This is a genomic window from Pseudorhodobacter ferrugineus DSM 5888, from assembly GCF_000420745.1.
GTDB lineage: Bacteria > Pseudomonadota > Alphaproteobacteria > Rhodobacterales > Rhodobacteraceae > Pseudorhodobacter > Pseudorhodobacter ferrugineus.
Genome location: NZ_ATVN01000001.1, coordinates 15,927 through 37,790, shown reverse-complemented (window position 1 = coordinate 37,790; position 21,864 = coordinate 15,927). Strand labels below are relative to the sequence as shown.

The window sequence follows — 21,864 nt, the reverse complement described above, 5'->3', positions numbered from 1 at the left end:
TTTGGGTGGTTACAGATCGAAGGTCGCAAAGACGGGAACATGGTCGCTGGGCTGTTCCCAACCGCGCACATCGCGCAGGATGCGGCTGGAATGGGCGGATTTGGCGATGTCGCCAGTGGCCCATATGTGGTCCAACCGGCGGCCTTTATCGGCCGCATCCCAGTCCTTGGCGCGGTAGGACCACCAGCTGTACAAGAGGCCTTGGGGGATGTCGGCGCGGGTGACATCGGTCCAATCGCCCGCCTCCATCGCCGCGTTGAAATGCTCAACTTCAATAGGTGTATGGCTGACGATTTTCAGCAATTGCTTGTGGCCCCAGACGTCATCTTCGCGCGGGGCGATGTTCAGGTCACCAACAAGGATGGCGCGGCTGGGTTTTTCCCAGCGAAAGTAATCGCGCAATTCTGTCAGGTAATCGAGCTTTTGGCCGAACTTTTCGTTCACGCTGCGGTCGGGGATATCGCCGCCTGCGGGGACATAGCAGTTGTGGATGGTCACGCCGTTTTCCAGCCGTGCGGCGACATGGCGGGCCTGCCCCAGACCTGCGAAATCCTTGTCGCCTGCGTCCATCAAGGGCAGTTTCGACAAGATTGCCACGCCGTTATAGCCCTTTTGCCCGCGCGCGACCATGTAGCGGTAACCAAGGGCCTGAAACTGTTCCAGCGGGATTTTCTCAACAGGGCTTTTGCATTCTTGCAGGCACAAGATATCGGGGGCTTCGTCGCCCAAGAGGCGGGCAACCAAACCTTCGCGCAGACGGACGGAATTGATGTTCCAAGTGGCGAGGGTAAAGGTCATGGCAAGCTCCTGATCTGGGTTGGGGGTACCCTAGGGGTGTGGAGAGGGAGGCTCAACCCCCATCCGATTTGTGGCTTGTAGGTGCTGCACCGACTTTGCATCATCACGGCGCAAGAGGGGGCGCGGATGCTGCTGGCCAAGAACCGGAACTATCGGCTAGTGTTTTCAGCCTCGGCCATTTCTAACCTTGGCGATGGGGTGTCGGCGTTGGCGCTGCCGTGGTTGGCGACCTTGCTGACGCGCGCTGCGATGCTGGTGGCGGTAAATGCCAGCCATATGGCGGGGCTGACGGTGTTGGTTTTACATGCCCAAGAGGTCCTTGGGTTGTCAGCCGTGGGTACAGGATTTTTGATGACCGCAGGCGCAGTTGGCGGCGTTTTGGGTGGGCTGCTGGCACCGCAAATCTGCAAACGGTTGGGGTTGCGCGGCAGCATGATTTTTGGGCTGATCGCGTTTTGCGTGAATTACATTTTGTTTGTGCTGACCGGATAGGCGCTGGTCGCGGGGCTGGCGCTGGCAATTGGAGCCTTTGGGTCGATGGTGTGGAACGTGGCGACGATTTCGTTTCGCCAACGGATTATCCCCGATACGATTTTGGGGCGTGTGAACAGCATCTATCGATTCTTTGGGTGGGGCGCGATGCCGATAGAGGCCTTGGCAGGCGGTGCATTGGTTAGTCTGGGGCAATAGGGTTGGGGCCGCGAGGCCGCGCTGCGCCTGCCCTTTGCTGTGGCGACCTTTGGGACACTGCTGGTGCTGGCCTATGCGCTGACCCATTTGCGCAGGCCGTAAGCCCCATAAAAAAAGACCGGGCACAGCGTGTCAGCGGCCCGGCCCAGTACAACAGGGAGGAGCCTTTATCTGACCAGAAAAAGGTTAACGAACCTTGACCTAAATCAGATATCTCACATTCGGGGAAATCACTGGACAAAAAAAGACCGGGCAGCGTGCCCGGCCAAGGTCCAACAGGGAGGTGCGCGCCATGACCCCGACGCGACAAGGGGAACTGTATTCAACCTGTATACGCTACAATCGCGCATAAATCATGTCATAGGTGACGATTTTAGCGTTAGTATGGCAGTCAGGCAACAAGTCTATATCCACCTGATTCCGTTACCAACAAACGGGCATTTGACGGATCGGGCTCGATCTTTTGGCGCAGACGGTAAATATGGGTTTCCAACGTGTGGGTGGTGACGCCAGCGTTATAGCCCCACACCTCATGCAGCAGCACATCGCGGGCCACCACGGATGACGATGCGCGGTACAGGAATTTCAGGATATTCGTTTCCTTTTCGGTCAAACGAATCTTCTTATCCTTTTCATCCAAAAGCATTTTTTGGGCGGGTTTGAAGGTGTATGGCCCAAGTTGGAATACGGCATCTTCGGATTGTTCATGCTGGCGCAACTGCGCACGGATGCGGGCCAGAAGGACCGGAAACTTGAACGGTTTGGTGATGTAATCATTGGCGCCGGCATCAAGGCCAAGAATGGTATCGGCGTCGGTGTCATGACCTGTCAGCATAATGATGGGGCTTTTCACGCCTGCCTTTCGCATACGGCGGCACAGCTCGCGGCCATCTGTATCGGGCAAACCGACATCCAGAATGACCAAATCATAAAGCGCCTCTTTGGCCTTTGCCATGCCGTCGGCGCCATTTCCGGCCTCGAACACGTCGAAATCTTCGGTCATCACCAGCTGTTCGCTGAGTGCCTCACGCAGGTCGTCATCATCATCTACCAAAAGAATTTTGCGCAATTGTGCCATTGTCCGCTCCTCTGTGTTGGTATTGAGATGCGCCTGACACACGGTTTCGGCAAGATATGCGTCAAGGTTTTCACGCGGACGTGTGGATTTCAGGCTTTATGTTTCAATTTGCCAGCGCTGGCGTTACATAAAGCGAATGTGATTAAGGGGACGCAGATGGCGTTGTGCCTGACAATTGTGGAACAACTGACCCGCGCGCGGGGTGATTTGCGTATGGGGGTGCCGGTTTTTCTGCATGCCGACGGGCGCGCGGCGCTGGTGGTGGCTGTCGAATCGCTGTCGGTGGAACGGCTGGCAGCGCTGCGCGTACTTGGGGCGTTGGAATTGGCGCTGACTGCGCGGCGGGCCGAAACGCTGAAAACCCCCGCCTATGACGGTGATTTGGTGCGGATTGAGGTGCCTGTCGACGCTGGGCTGGCGTGGTTGCGCGCGTTGGCCGACCCCGCCGATGACTTGCGTTTTCCGATGAAAGGGCCGCTGCGGGCCGTGCGGGGTGGCGCGACCGATTTACACCGCGCGGCAATACTGTTGGCTAAATCGGCACCGTTGCTGCCTGCAGTCGTTGCCGTTGCGGTGGCCCCGGATGCAGCAGGAATGGAGGCGTTGACGCGGCTTTCGGTGCCTGCCGTGATGCCAGAGCTTGGCCGGTCGTCACCTTTGCATCCTGTCAGTGCCGCGCGGTTGCCGATGCTTTTGGCCGGATCGGGCCGCGTGCATGTGCTGCGCCCCGAGGATGGCGGGCCGGAACATTACGCGATTGAGGTGGGGCGGCCGGACCGCAGCAAGCCCGTTTTGGCGCGGCTGCATTCGGCCTGTTTTACCGGCGATGTGCTGGGCAGTTTGAAATGCGATTGCGGGCCGCAGCTTCATGCTGCGCTGACCCAGATGGGCAATGAGGGCGCAGGGGTTTTGCTGTACCTGAACCAAGAAGGGCGCGGGATTGGGCTTGCCAACAAAATGCGCGCCTATTCCTTGCAGGACCAAGGGTTTGACACGGTCGAGGCGAACCACCGGCTGGGGTTTGAGGATGACGAGCGGGATTTTCGGCTGGGTGCGGGCATTTTGCGCGAATTGGGTTTTGGCGCGGTGCGGTTGCTGACCAATAACCCCGCCAAGATTGCGATGATGCAGGCGATGGGCGTTAATGTGGCCGAACGGGTGCCGCTGCGCGTGGGCCAAACCGACCAAAACGCGGCCTATCTGGCGACCAAGGTGGCCAAATCGGGGCATTTGCTGTGAGCGTGAAAGATCTCATTCTGACGCCAACGGGCCTGCGGTTTGCGGGGCGGCGGTTTGCTTGCACCATCGGGCGGGGCGGGATTGCGGTGGACAAGCGCGAAGGTGATGGGGCGACACCTGTGGGGGTGCACCGGATTGTGGGCATGTATTACCGGCCCGACAGGCTGCGCGGGGCGGATTTACCGGCTTGGGCGCAGCCGATCGGATTGCGGGATTTGTGGTCGGATGACGTGACGGACCCAGATTACAACCACCTTGTCCGCGCGCCCCACCCGTTCGGGCATGAGGTGATGCGGCGCGCGGACCCGCTTTATGATATGGTGATGATTACCGATTGGAACTGGCCCGATGCCGTGGCGGGGCGCGGGTCGGCGATTTTCTTGCACCAATGGCGGCGGGTGGGCTTTCCTACGGCGGGCTGTGTGGCGTTTAACCCTGTGGATTTGCGGTGGATTGCAGCGCGGGTTCAGCTGGGCGCGCGGCTGATTGTTAGGCGTTAACCATAGTTTCGTTCCCCGAAAATAGCGGAACCGACACGGATATGGGTGGCACCGGCTGCGATGGCGGATTCAAAATCGCTGCTCATCCCCATCGACAGGCCGGATAGGCCGTTACGGGCGGCGATTTCTGACAAGGATTTGAAATGCGGTGTGCTGTCCTGATCTTCGGGGGGGATGCACATCAGACCGCGAATGGGCAGATCCAGCGCGCGGGCGGTGACGATGAACGCATCTGCGTCATCAGGCAGAACGCCTGCCTTTTGCGGTTCGGACCCGATGTTGATCTGGATAAACAAATCAGGGCTGGTGCCGCGCGATTGGGCGAGGGTGGCGAGTTTTGTGGCCAAGGACGGGCGATCGAGGGTGTGGATCGCATCAAACAGGTCGACCGCTGGTTTGGCCTTGTTGGTTTGCAAAGGGCCGATCATGTGGACCTGAACAGGGCCAAATTCGGCGCGCAGGTCAGGCCATTTTTGCACCGCCTCTTGCACATAATTTTCGCCGAACACCTGATGCCCTTGGGATAACACGGCGCGGACCCGTTCGATTGGCTGCACCTTGGACACGGCGATCAGGGTTACGCTGGCGGACTCGCGATTCGCGGCGGCGCAGGCCGCGAGGAGACGGGACTGGATTGTGGAAAGGGTCATGTTGGGCTGCCTTTTGGATGTGCGGCGAACCTAACGGGGGGCGGGGGGAAAGGGAAGGCGCACGGCGGGGGTGGTTTTGGCAAAACGCGCCCGAACCCGCAAAGCGGCGCGATTGCACAGTCCTCTGCAAAACAAAAAGAGCGGGCCTAAGCCCGCTCTTTCTATCTCTGCTTCAGATCCTAGGATCAGAAGTTGAAGCGTACACCCAGACCAACAATGGTATCTTTGTTGTAGTTGCGGTGAATGTCCGCAGCCAGACGAGCGCCGCCCAAATCGTAATCCATGCCAACACCAAAAGCGGTGTCTGTCAGGTTACCAACTTTATTGTCATCAGCGATATAACCTTTGAAGGTCATAGCGTCCATTTTGTAGTTACCATAGATGGTTACGCGGTCTTGGTTTGCTACACCAGCAACACCGCTGTCGTCTTGGAAGTACAGAAGGCCAACGTTTGCGTTTGGCATTACAGCGTATTCAGCGCCAAGGAACAGCGAGGAAGCGTTGTCTGCGAATGCAGCGTTATCAGCGTAAGCACCAGCAACGGTGAACTGACCGAAGTTATAGTCAGCAGAAATCGATGTTTCAGCTTTCAAAACACGTCCCGAAGCAATGACATTTTGGTTCGGGTTAATGTACGACGCGCGAACAGTACCGGCACCGAGCTTGTAAGACGCGAATACACCCATACGACCGGAAGCGCCATCTTCACCAGTAAGGTCAGCCGAATAAGGAGTCGAGGAGTAAGCTTGGAAGCCACCGATTGGGTCGCCGAAGCCACGATCAAGGTAACCGATTTCCGAGTTGTACATCAACGCAACGGAATCGATCGCGGTGTTTGCGTTACCAACTTCCATGCGGAAACCTTGGTACGTAGCCGAGAACTGTGCTGCGTTCAACGATGCACCATTGGTGGCAGAGACGGTGCCCAGTGTGCTACTTGCCGCAATACCGTTAAACGATGAACCGCTGCTCTGCTGTAAACGAACGCGGGCACCAAAAGTTACACCAGCATCAGTTTCGGTCGTTGCGTCGAAGTTCAGACGGAAGCGACTGTTGATGCGGGTCTGGGTAGCAGGCGAAGTAGCGCCGCTATTGTGGTCCATACCAAAACGGCCATAACCGGACAGGGTAACGTCAGCTGCGGCAACGCCAGCGGTTGCGACAAGAGCGGTCGTCGCGATCAAAATCTTTTTCATGTTCTTCCCTCGTGTTTTTGTCAAAGGTGCTGCCCAAACTGGTGAAATCCAACTTGGGTATGTTCCTGTAATCCACCCTAACGCGTTTGATTGCAACGACGACTGCGGCCAGAACAGGAAAGACGTGGTTTGTGGTGCGCCATTGCAACAGTACGGGGCCACAGTATGGCACGGCGCCCAAGGATTGTTCAGCGGCTTGGCGGGATTACCGCCGAAATTTGGGTGATTTCGGGCGGCAATTCCTTACGTCTTATATAGGGGCCAGCGTGGCGCGCGGTTTATCGGGGTGGTTTGGCACCGCCCGAATCTGTGCGTTTGGGGCCGTTTGACCTGCAATCGCGCGGCGTATGAAGCAAGGGAAAGCGCAAAGCCCCCGCAAAACGCGATGGGGCGGGCCGTTAAACCCCTTGTTCTGCGGGGGGGCGTCAGTTAGACAAACAAAGATATCAATCGAGGGACGCATATGACCTTGCATCATCTGCTGCGCGCGACTGCGCTTGGGGCTGCCGTGACAACACTTACTGCTTGCGGCTTTGCAAGCGGGGATTCGGGGTTTGGTTTTGGCGGGCGGGGCAAAAGCACCGTGCCAATGACAGCCGAGCAGCAGGCGTTGGTGGATGCCGAGGACGCGGCGCGCGAGGCATCGCCCGCACAGCAGCGGACCGGAACGATTTGGGAGTTGTTCGACAATGCGGCGGACCCGAACACCACGATCAAGGTGAACAAGTATATCTGGAATGCCAGCTTGGACATTCTGAACTTTTTGCCAGTGGAAACGGTTGATCCGTTTACGGGTGTGATTGTCACCGGCTATGGCACCCCGCCCGGTGGTGGGCGTGCGTACCGTGCGACTGTGTATGTGCAAGACCCAGCGCTGGATGCGCGCAGCCTGAAGGTGTCGTTGCAGACACGCGGCGGTGCATCGGTAAGCCGTGACACGCAGCGCGCTGTCGAGGACGCGATTTTGACGCGGGCACGGCAGTTGCGCATTCGCGACGACAAGCTTTAGGTTTTTTGGCCTGATTTGAGTATTTTTGCAAAGATGAAGCCTATGGGGTCTCTGGACCTTGTGGGTGCTGTTGGGTTAACTGCGCGGGATATTTGACCCCATGTGGAAGGCCCGCGCATCATGCCCTATGAACCCGCCGTAATCGAGACGCGTTGGCAAGAGGCCTGGGAGGCGGCGGGGGTGTTTACCGCGCGCCGCGATGCCAGCCGCCCCAAGTATTATGTTTTGGAGATGTTCCCCTATCCGTCGGGGCGCATTCACATGGGGCATGTGCGCAACTATACCATGGGCGATGTGGTCGCGCGGTATAAGGCGGCCTGCGGGTTTTCTGTGTTGCATCCGATGGGGTGGGATGCGTTTGGCATGCCGGCGGAAAACGCTGCGATGGAACGGGGCGGGCATCCGAAGGACTGGACCTATGGCAATATCGCCGACATGCGCGGGCAGATGAAGCCGTTGGGCCTGTCGATTGACTGGTCCCGCGAGTTTGCGACCTGTGATGTGGAGTATTACGGCCAGCAGCAGGCGATGTTTATCGACATGATGGAAAAGGGGTTGGTGTACCGCAAGAATGCTGTGGTGAACTGGGACCCGGTGGATATGACCGTTTTGGCGAACGAGCAGGTGATTGACGGCAAGGGCTGGCGTTCCGGCGCTGTGGTGGAACGGCGCGAGCTGACGCAGTGGTTTTTCAAGATTTCCGACTATTCGGGGGAATTGCTGGAGGCGCTGGACGGGTTGAAGGATTGGCCGGAAAAGGTGCGTCTGATGCAGGCGAACTGGATCGGGAAATCGCGCGGCTTGCAGTTTGCGTTTTCCACCGTCGGCGCGCCGGACGGGTTTGACCGCGTTGAGGTGTATACCACGCGGCCGGATACATTGATGGGGGCAAGTTTCGTGGCGGTCAGTCCCGATCACCCCTTGGCCAAGCATTTGGAGCGGCATGACGTGGGCGTGGCGGCTTTTGTGGCCGAATGTCGCAAGATCGGCACCAGCGAGGAGGCCTTGGAAAAGGCCGAAAAGCGCGGGATGGATACGGGCGTGCGGGTGCGCCATCCGTTTGATACGGCATGGGAGCTGCCGGTATACATCGCCAACTTTGTGTTGATGGAATACGGCACGGGCGCGATTTTCGGTTGCCCAGCGCATGACCAACGCGATTTTGACTTTGCGACCAAGTATGATTTGCCGATTCCGCCCGTGTTCGTGGCCGAGGGGGCCGAGGACGCAGCACTGACCGAGGCTTTCGTGCCGCTGAAATCCGAACCCGTGCGCTATATCCGCGGGTTTGCGGGGGATGAGGTGCAAACGGGCGCGGATGCAGTGGATGCGGCGATTGCCTTTTGCGAATCAAAGGGTGTGGGGCGCGGCGTGACCAATTACCGCCTGCGCGATTGGGGCGTATCGCGCCAACGCTATTGGGGTTGCCCGATCCCCGTGGTGCATTGTGCGGCGTGCGGCGTGGTGCCCGAGGCCAAGGAAAACCTGCCGGTCGAGCTGCCTTATGATGTGACATTCGACATTCCCGGCAACCCGTTGGACCGTCACCCAACGTGGCGCGACTGCAAATGCCCTAAATGCGGGGCGGCGGCGCGGCGGGAAACCGATACGATGGACACGTTTGTGGACAGTTCTTGGTATTACGCGCGGTTCACCGCACCCCATTCGGAAACGCCAACCAATGCGGCGGATGCCGACTATTGGATGAATGTCGACCAATATATCGGCGGGGTGGAGCATGCGATTTTGCACTTGCTGTATTCGCGGTTCTTTGCCCGCGCGATGCACAAGACGGGGCATTTGCCGCAAAAGGCGATTGAGCCGTTCAACGCACTGTTCACCCAAGGCATGGTGACGCATGAAACCTATGCCACGCGCGGGCCCGATGGCCGCGAAGTGTGGCAGATGCCCGAAGATGTGGTGAAAACCGATGGCAGCGCCGCCTTGCGCGATGGAACGCCGGTTGAGGTTGGACCGATCATCAAAATGTCGAAGTCCAAGAAAAACGTCGTGGACCCGATGAATATTATCGCGACATACGGTGCCGATACCGCGCGCTGGTTTGTGCTGTCGGACAGCCCGCCGGAACGTGATGTGGAATGGACCGCCTCAGGGGCCGAGGCGACGGCCAAATTCCTTGGCCGTGTGTCTGCCTTGGCCGAACGCATCGCCGCCATGCCGGAGGGTACAGGCGAAGGTGATGAGGATTTGCTGCGCGCCATGCACCGTTCTGTGCAGGATGTGACGCGCGGGATTGAAAGCTTTGCCTTCAACAAGGCGATTGCAAAGCTCTATGAATTTACCAACACCTTGTCGAAATCCAAGGCGGGCAAGCCTGCGATGGTGCAGGCTGTGCGCACCTTGGCGCAATTGATGTCGCCCATGGTGCCGCATTTGGCCGAGGAGATTTGGGCGCAGATGGGCGGCGCGGGCCTGATCGCGCAGGCGGCATGGCCTGTGGCCGATCCTGCCATGTTGGTGCAAGATACGATAGTTCTGCCCATTCAGATTAACGGCAAACGGCGCGGGGAAATCACGGTTCCTGCCGATATGCCTGCATCCGAGGTTGAAAAGATTGTTCTGGCGGATGATGCTGTGGTCAAGTTCCTTGCGGGGCAGCCTGTAAAGAAATTGATCGTAGTACCGGGGCGGATTGTGAATGTGGTTATCTAAATTTTTCTTGGCCTGCACGTTAACGCTTGCCGCTTGCGGCTTTACCCCCGCCTATGGGCCGGGGGGCGGCGGCACAGCCTTGCAAAACACCGTTTTGGCCGCCGAGCCGCGCGACAAGGCCGCGTTTGACCTTGTCGAACGGTTGGAGGAACGGCTGGGGCCAGCGGACAACCGGAAATACGACCTGAGTTACACCATCACGCTGACACCTGTCGGCGTTGGCGTTTCCACCAACAATGCGATCACGCGCTATAACCTGACAGGCATTGTGGACTGGGAATTGACCGACACAGTCACCCGCGCGCGGCTGGCGGGGGGCAAGACGCAGAACTTTACGTCCTATTCGGCGACAGGGTCGACCGTGGCGGGCTTGGCCGCGCAAGAGGATGCGGCCCAGCGCCTGATGCGGATTATCGCGGACCAGATTGTCAGCCAATTGCTGGCAACCTCGGGGGAATGGGCGGTTAAATGAACCTGAAAGGCCAGCAGGCGGCCAAGTATCTGGCCGCGCCTGACCCGAAAAAGGCAGGGTTGCTGATATTCGGGGCCGATCCGATGCGCGTGGCGTTGAAACGCCAAGAGGCGATTTTGGCGCTGGTTGGTCCGCAGGGTGAGGCCGAGATGCGCCTGACCCGCCTGCCCGCCGCCGAGCTGCGCAAGGATGGCGCGGCGCTGTCGGATGCCATGCGGTCCACCGGATTTTTCCCCGGCCCGCGTGTGGCCTTTGTCGAGGAGGCGACGGATGGTTTGGCCCCCTTGCTGGCGGACACCTTGCGCGAATGGCGACACGGGGATGCGGCAATTGTGGTGACTGCGGGCGCGCTGACCGCGAAATCGCCGTTGAAAAAGGTATTTGATGATTCGGGCGATGCCGTTTGCATTGGCCTGTATGATGAACCGCCCAGCCGTGAGGAAATCGAGGCCGAGCTGAAACGCGCCGGATTGGCCGCGATTGCGCCCGAAGCGATGACCGATTTGGGGGTTTTGGCCCGTGCGCTGGACCCCGGTGATTTTAGGCAAACGCTGGAAAAGATTGCGCTGTATCAGTGGGGGGTGTCCGATCCTTTGAGTTCGGCTGATGTGGCAGCCTGTGCACCCGGCACGATAGAGGCGGAAGTGGATGACGTGATCCATGCCGTGGCCGAACGTGACCAGCGGCAAGTGGGTGCGCTGATGCGGCGGCTGGAGGGGCAAGGTGTTGCGCCTGTGACCCTGTGCATCGGCGCATTGCGGCACTTCAAGGCGTTGCACGGGGCGGCGACAGACAGCGGCGGGGCGGCGAATGGCATGGTGCGGATGCGCGTGTTTGGTCCGCGCCGCGACCGGATGTTACGCCAGATTCAAGGTTGGCGTGTTCCCGTGCTGGAATGGGCGCTGGGGGAATTGTTGGAAACCGACCTGACCTTGCGGTCCACCAGCCGCGCACCCGCGATGGCGGTGATGGAGCGCACGTTGATCCGTTTGGCAATGGCGCCAAAGTGACAAGGGCGCGCCGCATAGCCCGCGCATTGGGGCCTGCTGTCGGCCGCCCGCCTCCCCGCGAAATGTTACGCGCCTGTATTGGTGCAGGCATCGGCCTGACGCTGTGTACATTTCTGGTGCGCCTGACGATGGCCCCTGTCAATGCCGCTGGACCGGACCCGACATTGTTGCTGATAGCGCCCTTGGGGGCCACGGCGATGTTGGCCTTTGCCGTGCCAAGCAGTCCGCTGGCGCAGCCGTGGTCGGCGCTGGTTGGCAATACCGTGTCGGCGCTGGTTGGTGTGGCTGTAGTGTTGACGGTGGCCGAGCCGTGGTTGGCGCTGGGGCTGTCAGTAACGCTGGCGATGATCGCGATGATGATGCTGCGGGCCACTCATCCGCCTGCCGCGGGCATCGCCCTTGGCACGGTTTTGACCGCAGATGCGGTGCGCGAGGTTGGGTTTTCCTATGCGTTTAGTCCGGTCTTGTTGGATACGGCGTTATTGTTGCTAGTGGCGGTGGCGTTTAACCGGATGACGGGGCGGGTCTATCCGTTCCGGCAGCCACGGGAACACTCCCCCCGCCCCATTGGCGACGCAGGCTTGCGCCCCGTGATCAAAGATGCGGATTTGACCACGATTTTGCAGCGTTTGGGGTTGGATGCCAACATTGGGGCGGCCGACCTTGCCCGTCTGATTGACGCCGCACATGGGCTGGCGGCCGAGCATTTGTTTGACGGGGTGGAGACGGGCAAGATTATGGCCCGCGATTTGGTGACCGCCCATCCGGGAATGCCGCTGGGGCAAATCGCGTCCTTGTTTCGCCAGCACCGCATTCGCACCATTCCCGTAGTAGGGTTTGACGGAGTGTTTCAGGGGTTGGTAACGGAAACCGATTTGGTGCGCGTGCTGCACAAGCCCGAGGGCCCTGCCGACGGCGTTTTGCAGCGCCTGTTGAAGGCCAGCCGCGACGTGGCCGAACCTGTCGCCGCTGACGTGATGGAGCGCATGGTGGGCACGGTGTCAGAATTCACACCTTTGGGGGTATTGATCGACCTTTTGGCCCAAGGGGAGCAGCAGGCCGTGCCGGTTTTGGACGGGGCGCGGCTGGTTGGCCTTGTGACCCGCGCCGATTTGATTGCGGCGTTGGCCAAGGCGCACCATCCGGAGGGAACGGAATGATATGGTCAAGGCGCCGCTTGTCCGATGATCTGTTCGCCCCCATTACCCGTCCGACCGTGCACTATTTGACCAGCACAGCCCGACTTTCCTTGAATAGTTGGATCAGGAGATCGCCAAGTGAGCGTTTATGATGATCTGTGCGCCGACTGCACCGCCCTTGGCATTCGCCTGTTCACGGTGACATTGCACGACCCCGCGCAAGGCTTGGTACGGCGCGCATTCAGTTAAAACCCTGCGGCCTATCCCGTTTTGGGCACCAAGCCGCTGTCAGATGATGCGTGGTCCCAGCAGGTCATCGGGCGGGGTGAAGCGTTTGCCACCAATCAGGACCGCACGTTCCAGCACCTGTTCCCCGACCATGCGCAGATCGTGGCGTTGGGGTGCCGATCCTGTGCCAACTTGCCAATTTTACGGGGGGCGCATGTGGTGGGCACCGCCAATCTGCTGGCCGAGGAAGGTCATTTCACGCCCCAACGTCTGGCCGCTTATATGGCCTTGATGGGCAAGTCCCATATTGCGCTATTGCAAGAGGTTGCCGCCCGCCCCTTGGGGTAAGCCCGGCCGCGCGCCTTGGCCAAGGCGTGGCGGGAGCGTTTGGCCGTGCGTGATGCTGCGCGATGTTGCTTGGGGCTTGGGTGGCGCGCTTGTTCTTGGTAAGGATGAGGCCGTAAATGAGTACGAAACCCAACGGGACAAGGGCAAGAGTTCATGGATAAGATGCCGACGTTTGTACAAAACCTGTTGGAGACGGTAAAGCCGTTTACCGATACGGCGATGGAATGGCTGGTCAGCCCCGCCGCGTGGTCACAGTTTGCGCTGCTGGCGGTGGCGTTTGTCGCTGCGGTTTTGCTGACCCGGCGTTTGCAGCCCATCGTGACCAAGCTGCTGACTCCCGCGACGGGGGTTGAAGGGATGATCTCGCAGGCGCGGCTCTTTATCCTTGGTCTGTCACCGTTGTTGATGCCACTTCTGGCCTATGCGCTGACGGCGGTGGGCGAGGAATTTACGCGATCCTTGTTCGGGTCGGGCGCAGTGATTGCATTTGGCAAACGGGTGTTTTTGTTCATCGCCGTGCGGGCGCTGGTGCGCGATGCCCTGACCGACCCGTTTTTGCGGATGCTGGGACGCTATGTGCTAATCCCCGTGGCCGCGCTGTATACGCTCGGCGCGCTGGACCCGATGATGCTGCGGTTAAGCGAGACGATGATCGAGCTGGGAAATATCCGGTTTTCGGTATTGTCGCTGATCCGTGGGTTGATTGCGGGAAGTTTGCTGTTTTGGTTGGGCGGCTGGTCGAACCGTCAAAGCGCGGATTACATTCAAAAGCAAAAGGAACTGCGCCCTGCCACGCGGCAATTGGCCGTTAAGGCCGCAGAGATTACGATTTTCGGCGCGGCGTTTTTGCTGTTGATGTCGATTATGGGAATCGACCTGACGGCGATTGCCGTTTTGGGTGGTGCTTTGGGCGTGGGGATTGGCCTTGGCCTGCAACAGATCGCTGCGAACTTTGTGTCGGGGGTGATCTTGCTGGTCGAGGGGCAAACGACTGTTGGCGATTATGTGGAGTTGGACGGAGGCGAGGCGGGAACCATTGTTAAAATGACCGCCCGGGCCTGTATTCTGGAAACGTTTGACGGCAAGTGGATCGTGGTGCCGAACGATCATTTCATCACCACGCGGGTGGTGAACTATTCCGACCAAGGGTCCGCCAACCGCTATGAGGCGGCGTTTTCGGTTAGCTATGACACCGATATCAACACGGTTCCGGCGATGATTGAGGCGGCCGTGGGGGCGTTGGGATTCGTACTGACCAACCCCGACGCGCCTGATTGCGAGCTGCGCGGCTTTGGCGACAGCGGGATTGATTTTGCGGTGGAATATTGGGTGTCTGGCATTGATGACGGTAAGAACAAGTACCAAAGCAAGGTGCTGTTCGCGATCTGGAACGCGTTGAAAGATAACGGGATTACAATTCCCTATCCGCACCGAGTGGTCGAATTTAAGGGCCCGATGCCGGGACAGGTTGCCCGCCCGTGACGGATGCCTTGGTCATCGGGGCCGGCCCTGCGGGGTTAATGGCCGCCGAGGCGCTGGCAGCGGCGGGGCGGCGGGTTTTGGTGGTGGACGCAAAGCCCAGCCCTGCGCGAAAATTTCTCATGGCGGGGAAATCGGGGCTGAATATCACCCATACGGGCAGCAATTTTGCGGCGGCTTACCCAGAGGTCTGGTTGGCCCCGGTGCTGGCGGATTTTGGACCAGACGCGGTGCAGGATTGGTGCCGCGGTTTGGGGCAAGAAGTGTTTACGGGGTCTTCGGGCCGCGTGTTTCCGGTGGTGATGAAGGGGTCGCCCTTACTGCGGGCGTGGTTGGCGCGGTTGGATGCGGCGGGGGTGGAACTGCGGACGCGGTGGCGCTGGACGGGGTTTTCGGGCGAAGGGTTTGCCTTTGACACACCCGACGGGCCTGTGGTGCTGCACCCTGCGGTGACGGTGCTGGCGCTGGGGGGCGCAAGCTGGGCTCGGCTGGGATCAGACGGCGCCTGGGTGCCGATGCTGGTGGAGCGCGGGGTGAAGGTTGCACCGTTTCAGCCCGCGAATATGGGGTTTCAGGTGGATTGGTCGCCGCATATGGCGCGGTTTTTTGGTGCGCCGGTCAAAGGTGTCGCGCTGTGTGTCGACGGTACGCGCGAACGGGGCGAGTTTGTCGTATCCTCCAAAGGGCTGGAAGGCGGCGGAATTTATGCGATGAGCCGCGCCTTGCGGCGAGGAGCGGCGCTGCGCTTGGACCTGTTACCGGATTTGACAGTTGAGGCCGTGGCCGAACGATTGGCCCGCGCGCGGCGGGGCGATACGGTTGGCGCACGGTTGCGTAAGTTGGGCCTGTCGTCCGTGGTGGTGGCATTGGTGCAAGAATGGGGGCGGCCTTTGCCCGATGATCTGGCACCGCTGTTGAAGGCGCTGCCGGTGCCACTGACAGGCCCGCGCCCGATGGATGAGGCGATATCGGTGGCGGGTGGGGTCACCCACGCGGCGCTGACCGAAGGGTTGGAACTGCGCGCCCTACCCCGTGTGTTTGCCTGCGGCGAAATGCTGGATTGGGAGGCACCAACGGGGGGATATTTGCTGACCGCCTGTTTGGCCACGGGTTTGTGGGCTGGTCGCGCGGCGGCTGGATAAAAGCAGAAGGAAAATGGTGTCCACGGCGGGATTCGAACCCACGGCCCCAGGATTCGTACCACTTCGGCTTTCACCGCCGCCCCAACGGGGCGTTCGTGGTCTGGACTGTCCCTTGACCATAGGCGTGTTGCCGTTAGGTCCTGCCCTACCAGTCTCTACACCTTCCCCGATATGGGGCTTGGCTCGGGATTGGCATGGTGCAACGTGCACCGAAGCGTTCCCCGAATTTGAGCAGATCCGCAGCGTAGTTTCCAAACGCTGCGCCCAATTTTGACCTTAGGAATCCTGTGCTCTATCCAGCTGAGCTACGCAGACGCATTTTCCTTCTGCCCGTTTCTTACACTGCGGGGGCGCTTTCGGCAATAACGCAAGCGGGCGGCATTTGGGGGCGCAGGGAAGTTTGGACAAGGCAGAATTTTAGCGGTAACAGTAAGGGATCATCCCTTTCAGAAGGCCATCTGCCGGTGACAAACACTATTCGACCAGACATCCGCCGCCCACTGACGCTTCGTGATGTATCCGAGGCGTCGGGCGTGTCTGAAATGACCGTGAGCCGCGTGCTGCGAAGCCGTGGCGATGTGTCGGATGCCACGCGCGAACGGGTGCTGACGGCGGCGCGCACGCTGGGCTATGTGCCCAATAAAATCGCCGGCGCGCTAGCCAGCCAGAGGGTGAATTTAGTTGCGGTTATTATTCCGTCCTTGTCGAACATGGTTTATCCCGAGGTGATGACGGGGATTTCCCAAGTTCTGGAAGATACCGGCCTGCAACCCGTTGTCGGCGTGACGCATTACCTGCCCGAGCGCGAGGAATCGGTGCTGTATGAGATGCTGTCCTGGCGGCCATCAGGCGTGATTTTGGCAGGGTTGGAACATACCGATGCGGCCCGTGCGATGATGGGCAATGCGGGCATTCCGATTGTCGAAGTGATGGATGTGGACGGCGAGCCCGTGGATTCGGTTGTGGGCATTTCGCACCGCCGCGCAGGGCTGGAAATGGCTGGGGCGATTTTGGCGGCCGGGTACAAGCGGATCGGGTTTTTGGGCACGATGATGCCCTATGACCATCGGGCGCGTAAGCGGTTGGAGGGGTTGGAAGAGGGGTTGGCGAGCGCTGGGATCACGTTGGCGGACCGCGAGTTTTATTCGGGCGGGTCGGCCCTGTTGAAGGGCCGCGAAATGACCGAGACGATTTTGAAGCGCAGTCCAGACTTGGATTTTCTGTACTATTCTAATGACATGATCGGGGCGGGTGGGCTGCTTTATTGTTTGGAGAAGGGCATTGATGTGCCGAACCGTTTGGGCCTGGCCGGGTTTAACGGGGTCGAGTTGTTACAAGGCCTGCCGCGCCGTTTGGCGACGATGGATGCTTGTCGCTTGGAAATTGGCCGCACTGCCGCGCAGATTATCGCAGGCATCCATCCCGGCGGGTTGATCGGGGGCGAGCGGGTGGAGCTGTCGCCAACGTTGGAGTTGGGCGATACCATCCGGCAGTAGGGCTGGCGGCCGCCGGTAGCGGGGGGCTGTCGGCCCCCCAAACAGCTTTGCGAAACGCAAAGCTGACCCCCCGAGGATATTTTTGCCGAAAAGAAAGCACGATCAGGCAAGGAGCGTTGTTGGGGACGCCCCTCTGATTTCGGCGGTGATGATTTGGCCTTCGGGTTGATCGCTGCCAAATTGCACTTCGGTGAATTGTTCAGTGCGGCCCATGCGCGAGGATTCCATCAGAATGTGGTGGGTTTTGCCCAGTTGTGCGGTGAGATGGCGGTGCAATGCGGCATCGCCTGCCGCGCGCAAACGGGCCGCGCGGGATTTCACCTCGGGGCCTTTTACCGCTGGCATACGCGCGGCAGGGGTACCTTTGCGCGCCGAATAGGGAAAGACGTGCAGAAAGGTCAGGTCGCAATCTGTGACCAGTTTGAGCGAGTTTTCAAACATATCCTCGGTTTCCGTGGGAAAGCCTGCGATAATATCGGCGCCAAAGATCATATCGGGGCACAGTTTGCGCGCGTCTTCGCAAAAGCGGATCGCATCATCGCGCAAGTGGCGGCGCTTCATGCGTTTCAGGATCATGTCATCGCCGGCCTGAAGCGACAGGTGTAGGTGCGGCATCAGGCGCGGTTCGGTTGCGATGGCTTGCATCAGGTTGTCATCGACTTCAATCGAGTCGATCGAGCTGATGCGCAGGCGAGGCAGGTCGGGGACAAGGCGCAAGATGCGCATGACCAGATCGCCCAATCGGGGGGTGGCAGGCAGGTCGGCACCCCAAGAGGTGAGGTCGACGCCCGTTAGCACCACCTCATGGAAACCTTTGTCCACCAGCCGTTTGATCTGGTCGATCACCACGCCTGCCGGAACCGAGCGGGAATTGCCGCGGCCGTAAGGGATGATGCAGAAGGTACAGCGGTGATCGCAGCCGTTTTGGACCTGCACATAGGCGCGGTGGCGGCCGAAACCGTCAATCAGGTGGCCTGCGGTTTCACGCACCGACATAATGTCATCGACCATCACCTTTTCCGTCGCGCCGATCAGGTCGGGGGCGCGCAGGGTTTGCCACGTTTCGGCCTGCATCTTTTCGGTATTGCCGATGACACGAGTGACTTCGGGCATGGCGGCAAAGGTTTCGGGTTCGGTTTGCGCGGCGCAACCTGTCACAATCACCGCAGCGCCCGGATTTTCGCGGGCGAGTTTGCGGATTTCTTGTTTGGCTTTGCGCACCGCCTCGGCGGTAACCGCGCAGGTGTTGACGATGACAGCGCCTTGCAGGCCAGCGGCTTCGGCCAGTTCCTTCATCGCCTCAGACTCGTAAGCGTTCAGGCGGCAGCCGAGGGTGGAGAAAATGGGAGCGGTCATCTGTGGGCCGCCATGAATTCCGGGGTGAGGGTGCCGTCAAACACATGGGCCACCGGCCCTGTCATCCAGACACCATCGTCGCGCCAGTCAATCTCTAACGTGCCACCGTCAACGTCCAGCCGTACCTTGCGACCTGTGATCCCGCGCAGATGGGCCGCCACGGCCACAGCACAAGCGCCAGACCCACAGGCGAGTGTGACCCCTGCCCCACGCTCCCACACCCGCATGCGCAGATGGTCGGGGGCGATTTGGGACACAAATTCTACATTGGTTTTTTGCGGGAAAAGAGGGTCGCTTTCAAAGCGCGGGCCAAGGGTGGTCAGGGCCACGGCATCAGCATCGGGGACAAAGAACACGCAATGCGGATTGCCCATACCGACAGCCACCGGATCGCCTTGCAAGGGCAGATGCAACTGGTCCACGGCATGCGATAGCGGGACATCGGCCCAGTCAAGCTGCGGCGGGCCCATGTTGACCGACACCATGCCATCGGTGCGGCGCAGCGCCGACAAGCTGCCACGCGCGGTCAGCAGGCTGACCGCATTCGCACCCGTCTGTCGCATCACCAGATCGGACACGCATCGGGTGGCATTGCCGCAAGCGCCCGCGCGGCTGCCGTCGGAATTCCAGAAGTCCAAGGCAAAGTCAGCGCCGTCGGCATCGCGGATCTCGGCCAGCTGGTCAAACCCTACGCCGCGGTTGCGGTCACCCAAGGCCCGCGCCAAGGCGGGCGTGACAATCACCCCGCCCCCGCGCGAGTCGATCACCACAAAGTCGTTGCCCAGCCCATGCATCTTTAGAAACGTTGTGCCGTTGGAGATGTTTTTCTGATTCATTCCGCGCATATACGCCGCTTGTAAAGTTTTTGCCAGAGAGTCGAAAATTATGCCGATTACCGCTTGACCCCCCGCGCTAGAGTTTCTAGTTAGCACGCAGCGTGGGCCGGTAGCTCAGTTGGTAGAGCAACTGACTTTTAATCAGTAGGTCTCGGGTTCGGATCCCGACCGGCTCACCACTTTATCTGAAATAGATTTGAAGTGGTGATTTCACGCGCGACGTTTGCTTTGGCAGATGTATTTCCTTGGCAAAATCTGATGGGCCTAGGCAAGCGCATGACCCAAATTGGCTGGGCTGTGGAATGTCATCAATATGACAATGCAAAGGGGGCACCGAAGCGCCCCCTAATTTGGTTTTACCGGATAATTGTCTCCGGCCCCATCATCAGTGTCGGCAACCATGTCGACAGGATGGGGATATAGGTGATCATGATCAGGAATACGAACAACACGGCAAGGAACGGCAGAGATGCCCGTACCACCCGCATGATCGGCATACCTGCCACGCCGGACGTGACGAACAGGTTCAACCCCACCGGCGGAGTGATCATCCCGATTTCCATGTTCACCACCATGATGATGCCCAGATGGATCGGGTCCACCCCAAGTTCAATCGCGATCGGAAACACCAAGGGTGCAACGATCAGGATAAGGCCCGATGGCTCCATAAACTGCCCACCGATCAGCAAAATCACGTTCACCACGATCAGGAATGTAATCATCCCGAACCCAGCGCCCAGCATCGCTTCGGTGATCTTCTGCGGGATCTGCTCATCCGTCAGAACGTGCTTCAGGATCAGCGCGTTGGCGATGATGAACATCAAGGTGATGGTCAGCTTGCCCGCCTCAAACAGCGCGGCCTTCGTGTCGCGGTGGAAAAAGCTGGTGATCAGCGCTTGCGGCTTGTGCCACAGCATCGTGTTGGCATTTTCACCGTCCCGAAACAGCGGCCCCATATCGCGGTAGATAAAGTTCGCGACAAAGAACGCATAGACCGCCGCCACCGCTGCTGCCTCGGTGGGCGTAAAGATACCGCTGGTGATGCCCGGAATACCGTACAACCCCACCATGATAATCACGATCAGCATCAGCCCCCAGAACGCATCGCTGAACGAATGCCACACCTCGCCCCAACCATTCCAATCGCCTTTGGGCAGGTTTTTCACAATCGCGATCACCAGAATCGTGGCCATCAGCATAAAGCCAGCCAGCAACCCCGGAATAACGCCCGCCAAGAACATACGCCCCACCGACACATCGGTAGCAGACGCATAGACCACCATCACAATCGACGGCGGGATCAAAATTCCCAAGGTGCCAGCGTTACAAATAACCCCCGCCGCGAAATCCTTGGAATACCCAACCTGCCGCATCGCTGCGATAACGATGGACCCAATCGCCACCACGGTTGCAGGCGAAGACCCCGAAAGCGCCGCAAACAGCATACAGGCAAACACACCCGCAATCGCCAAACCACCGGGCAAATGCCCAACACAGGCAATCGCAAAGCGAATGATCCGTTTCGCCACCCCCCCCGTCGACATAAACGTCGACGCAAGGATAAAGAATGGAATGGCCAGCAAGGTCGCATGCCCTTCCATCGCCTGATACAACGTCTGGGCAATTGACGCCAGAGACGTGTCTGAAAACGCCAGCAAAAAGAAAATCGAGCTTAGGCCGAGCGACACCGAAATCGGCACACCAATCAGCATGAAGCCAATCACCATCACAAACAGCAGGACTATTTCCATGACTTAATCCTCTGCATTCATATGGCGGACGTCTTTGATCGCGTCTTCGGCTTCGTGGCTAACAATCAACCCGCCGCGCTTGCCTTGCACAATGTCCACGGCCGCTTGGGCAAAGCGAAACAGCAACAGGGCACAGCCAAAGGGCAGCATGAAATAGGGAATAAAGCGCGGCAGTTTTTCATATTCTTCGCCCGCGTTGAACGTCCCCTCGATAAAGCGCAGCCATTGGGGCATCGGGATCGTTTCGGTCACATACCAGCCCTGATCGCGGGTCTTGATAAAGAAATCAGATGTCCACTGCCCGTCACCCAGATAGAACGGCAACCACCGCCCGCTGGTTTGTTGAAATCCGGCAAAAGGCGCCCAGTAATCCCATGCACCTTTCAGCAGCAGATAGGCATAGATCAGACACAGCACCACCGACACCAGCGCCATAATGCGCCGTGTTTTGCTGGGGAACATCGTGACCACCGCGTCTACGCCCAAATGCGCCGTGATCTTGACGGCATAAGACATGCCAAACAAAACCAGCCACGCAAACAGCGACAGAGTCAGTTCAAACCCCCAAAAGATAGAGCTGTTAAAGACATAGCGCATCACCACGTTCAAAAAGGTCAGCATCGTCATCGCGCCCAGAATTATGGCGATGGCGCTTTCCTCGAATGTGTTGATGGCACGGCCAAAGGCCGTTTGGGGCGCATAGTTGGCGCTCATCTGATCCCCTCCCAAGGATGAAAACGGCGCGCAGGGTTGGTCCCCGCGCGCCGTACTTAG

Annotated in this window: 21 protein-coding genes and 1 tRNA gene; 14 read left to right on the top strand and 8 right to left on the bottom strand. The window is 59.2% G+C overall.

The window, feature by feature from the left end; all coding sequences use genetic code 11:
• Positions 1-9 precede the first annotated feature (9 nt).
• Positions 10-798, bottom strand: coding sequence for an exodeoxyribonuclease III (locus tag G560_RS0100215; RefSeq protein WP_022702291.1), 789 nt, complete (start codon positions 796-798; stop codon positions 10-12).
• An 81-nt stretch (positions 799-879) separates the two neighbouring features.
• Between G560_RS0100215 and G560_RS20135 the strand changes: the two genes are divergently transcribed.
• Positions 880-1,290, top strand: a complete 411-nt coding sequence (locus tag G560_RS20135; RefSeq protein ID WP_155947071.1) for an MFS transporter — start codon at positions 880-882, stop codon at positions 1,288-1,290.
• Between the two features lie 57 nt (positions 1,291-1,347).
• The gene (locus G560_RS20905) at positions 1,348-1,488 is read left to right on the top strand and encodes a hypothetical protein (RefSeq protein WP_155947069.1); all 141 of its coding nucleotides are present in this window, start codon (positions 1,348-1,350) and stop codon (positions 1,486-1,488) included.
• A gap of 391 nt (positions 1,489-1,879) precedes the next feature.
• Here the strand turns inward: G560_RS20905 and G560_RS0100200 are convergent, their stop codons facing one another.
• Positions 1,880-2,566 (bottom strand): response regulator transcription factor, encoded by a 687-nt coding sequence (locus tag G560_RS0100200; protein WP_022702288.1) that lies wholly within the window; start codon positions 2,564-2,566, stop codon positions 1,880-1,882.
• 156 nt (positions 2,567-2,722) lie between these two features.
• Between G560_RS0100200 and ribA the strand changes: the two genes are divergently transcribed.
• The gene (ribA, locus tag G560_RS0100195) at positions 2,723-3,805 is read left to right on the top strand and encodes a GTP cyclohydrolase II (RefSeq protein ID WP_028913551.1); all 1,083 of its coding nucleotides are present in this window, start codon (positions 2,723-2,725) and stop codon (positions 3,803-3,805) included.
• A complete protein-coding gene (locus G560_RS0100190) occupies positions 3,802-4,305 on the top strand; it encodes a L,D-transpeptidase family protein (RefSeq protein WP_022702286.1) in 504 nt (167 codons plus the stop codon). The genes ribA and G560_RS0100190 overlap by 4 nt, the downstream gene beginning before the upstream one ends.
• On the opposite strand, the gene G560_RS0100185 is transcribed toward G560_RS0100190, so the two are convergent.
• Positions 4,302-4,955: a YggS family pyridoxal phosphate-dependent enzyme gene (locus G560_RS0100185; RefSeq protein WP_022702285.1), complete on the bottom strand. Its 654-nt coding sequence runs from the start codon at positions 4,953-4,955 to the stop codon at positions 4,302-4,304. The genes G560_RS0100190 and G560_RS0100185 overlap by 4 nt on opposite strands.
• A gap of 185 nt (positions 4,956-5,140) precedes the next feature.
• The gene (locus G560_RS20130; RefSeq protein WP_050525156.1) at positions 5,141-6,151 is read right to left on the bottom strand and encodes a porin; all 1,011 of its coding nucleotides are present in this window, start codon (positions 6,149-6,151) and stop codon (positions 5,141-5,143) included.
• Between the two features lie 463 nt (positions 6,152-6,614).
• On the opposite strand from G560_RS20130, the gene G560_RS0100165 reads away from it, so the two are divergent.
• The 9 genes from G560_RS0100165 to G560_RS0100125 all read left to right on the top strand — a co-directional run bounded on the left by G560_RS0100165 (position 6,615) and on the right by G560_RS0100125 (position 17,147).
• Positions 6,615-7,160 (top strand): DUF3576 domain-containing protein, encoded by a 546-nt coding sequence (locus G560_RS0100165; protein WP_022702282.1) that lies wholly within the window; start codon positions 6,615-6,617, stop codon positions 7,158-7,160.
• 117 nt (positions 7,161-7,277) lie between these two features.
• Entirely contained in the window at positions 7,278-9,833 is a 2,556-nt protein-coding gene (leuS, locus tag G560_RS0100160) for a leucine--tRNA ligase (RefSeq protein ID WP_155947084.1), read from the top strand.
• Positions 9,820-10,305, top strand: a complete 486-nt coding sequence (gene lptE, locus G560_RS0100155) for an LPS assembly lipoprotein LptE (RefSeq protein WP_022702280.1) — start codon at positions 9,820-9,822, stop codon at positions 10,303-10,305. The genes leuS and lptE overlap by 14 nt, the downstream gene beginning before the upstream one ends.
• A complete protein-coding gene (locus tag G560_RS0100150; RefSeq protein ID WP_022702279.1) occupies positions 10,302-11,315 on the top strand; it encodes a DNA polymerase III subunit delta in 1,014 nt (337 codons plus the stop codon). The genes lptE and G560_RS0100150 overlap by 4 nt, the downstream gene beginning before the upstream one ends.
• The gene (locus G560_RS0100145) at positions 11,201-12,475 is read left to right on the top strand and encodes an HPP family protein (protein ID WP_155947067.1); all 1,275 of its coding nucleotides are present in this window, start codon (positions 11,201-11,203) and stop codon (positions 12,473-12,475) included. The genes G560_RS0100150 and G560_RS0100145 overlap by 115 nt, the downstream gene beginning before the upstream one ends.
• A 249-nt stretch (positions 12,476-12,724) precedes the next feature.
• Entirely contained in the window at positions 12,725-13,030 is a 306-nt protein-coding gene (locus G560_RS19840) for a GAF domain-containing protein (protein ID WP_050525155.1), read from the top strand.
• A gap of 153 nt (positions 13,031-13,183) precedes the next feature.
• Positions 13,184-14,512, top strand: coding sequence for a mechanosensitive ion channel family protein (locus tag G560_RS18110; protein WP_022702277.1), 1,329 nt, complete (start codon positions 13,184-13,186; stop codon positions 14,510-14,512).
• Positions 14,509-15,651: a TIGR03862 family flavoprotein gene (locus G560_RS0100130; RefSeq protein ID WP_022702276.1), complete on the top strand. Its 1,143-nt coding sequence runs from the start codon at positions 14,509-14,511 to the stop codon at positions 15,649-15,651. Before G560_RS18110 ends, G560_RS0100130 begins: the two co-directional genes overlap by 4 nt.
• Positions 15,652-16,115: 464 nt before the next feature.
• The gene (locus G560_RS0100125) at positions 16,116-17,147 is read left to right on the top strand and encodes a LacI family DNA-binding transcriptional regulator (RefSeq protein ID WP_022702275.1); all 1,032 of its coding nucleotides are present in this window, start codon (positions 16,116-16,118) and stop codon (positions 17,145-17,147) included.
• Between the two features lie 102 nt (positions 17,148-17,249).
• Here the strand turns inward: G560_RS0100125 and mtaB are convergent, their stop codons facing one another.
• Both mtaB and dapF read right to left on the bottom strand, forming a co-directional pair.
• Positions 17,250-18,503, bottom strand: coding sequence for a tRNA (N(6)-L-threonylcarbamoyladenosine(37)-C(2))-methylthiotransferase MtaB (gene mtaB, locus G560_RS0100120; protein ID WP_022702274.1), 1,254 nt, complete (start codon positions 18,501-18,503; stop codon positions 17,250-17,252).
• Positions 18,500-19,339, bottom strand: coding sequence for a diaminopimelate epimerase (gene dapF / locus G560_RS0100115; RefSeq protein WP_022702273.1), 840 nt, complete (start codon positions 19,337-19,339; stop codon positions 18,500-18,502). The genes mtaB and dapF overlap by 4 nt, the downstream gene beginning before the upstream one ends.
• Before the next feature lie 103 nt (positions 19,340-19,442).
• Between dapF and G560_RS0100110 the strand changes: the two genes are divergently transcribed.
• A tRNA-Lys gene (locus G560_RS0100110) sits at positions 19,443-19,518 on the top strand.
• A gap of 177 nt (positions 19,519-19,695) precedes the next feature.
• On the opposite strand, the gene G560_RS0100105 is transcribed toward G560_RS0100110, so the two are convergent.
• Together G560_RS0100105 and G560_RS0100100 are read right to left on the bottom strand one after the other, a co-directional pair.
• Entirely contained in the window at positions 19,696-21,090 is a 1,395-nt protein-coding gene (locus G560_RS0100105; protein WP_022702272.1) for a TRAP transporter large permease, read from the bottom strand.
• A gap of 3 nt (positions 21,091-21,093) precedes the next feature.
• Entirely contained in the window at positions 21,094-21,804 is a 711-nt protein-coding gene (locus tag G560_RS0100100) for a TRAP transporter small permease (RefSeq protein ID WP_022702271.1), read from the bottom strand.
• Between the last annotated feature and the right edge of the window lie 60 nt (positions 21,805-21,864).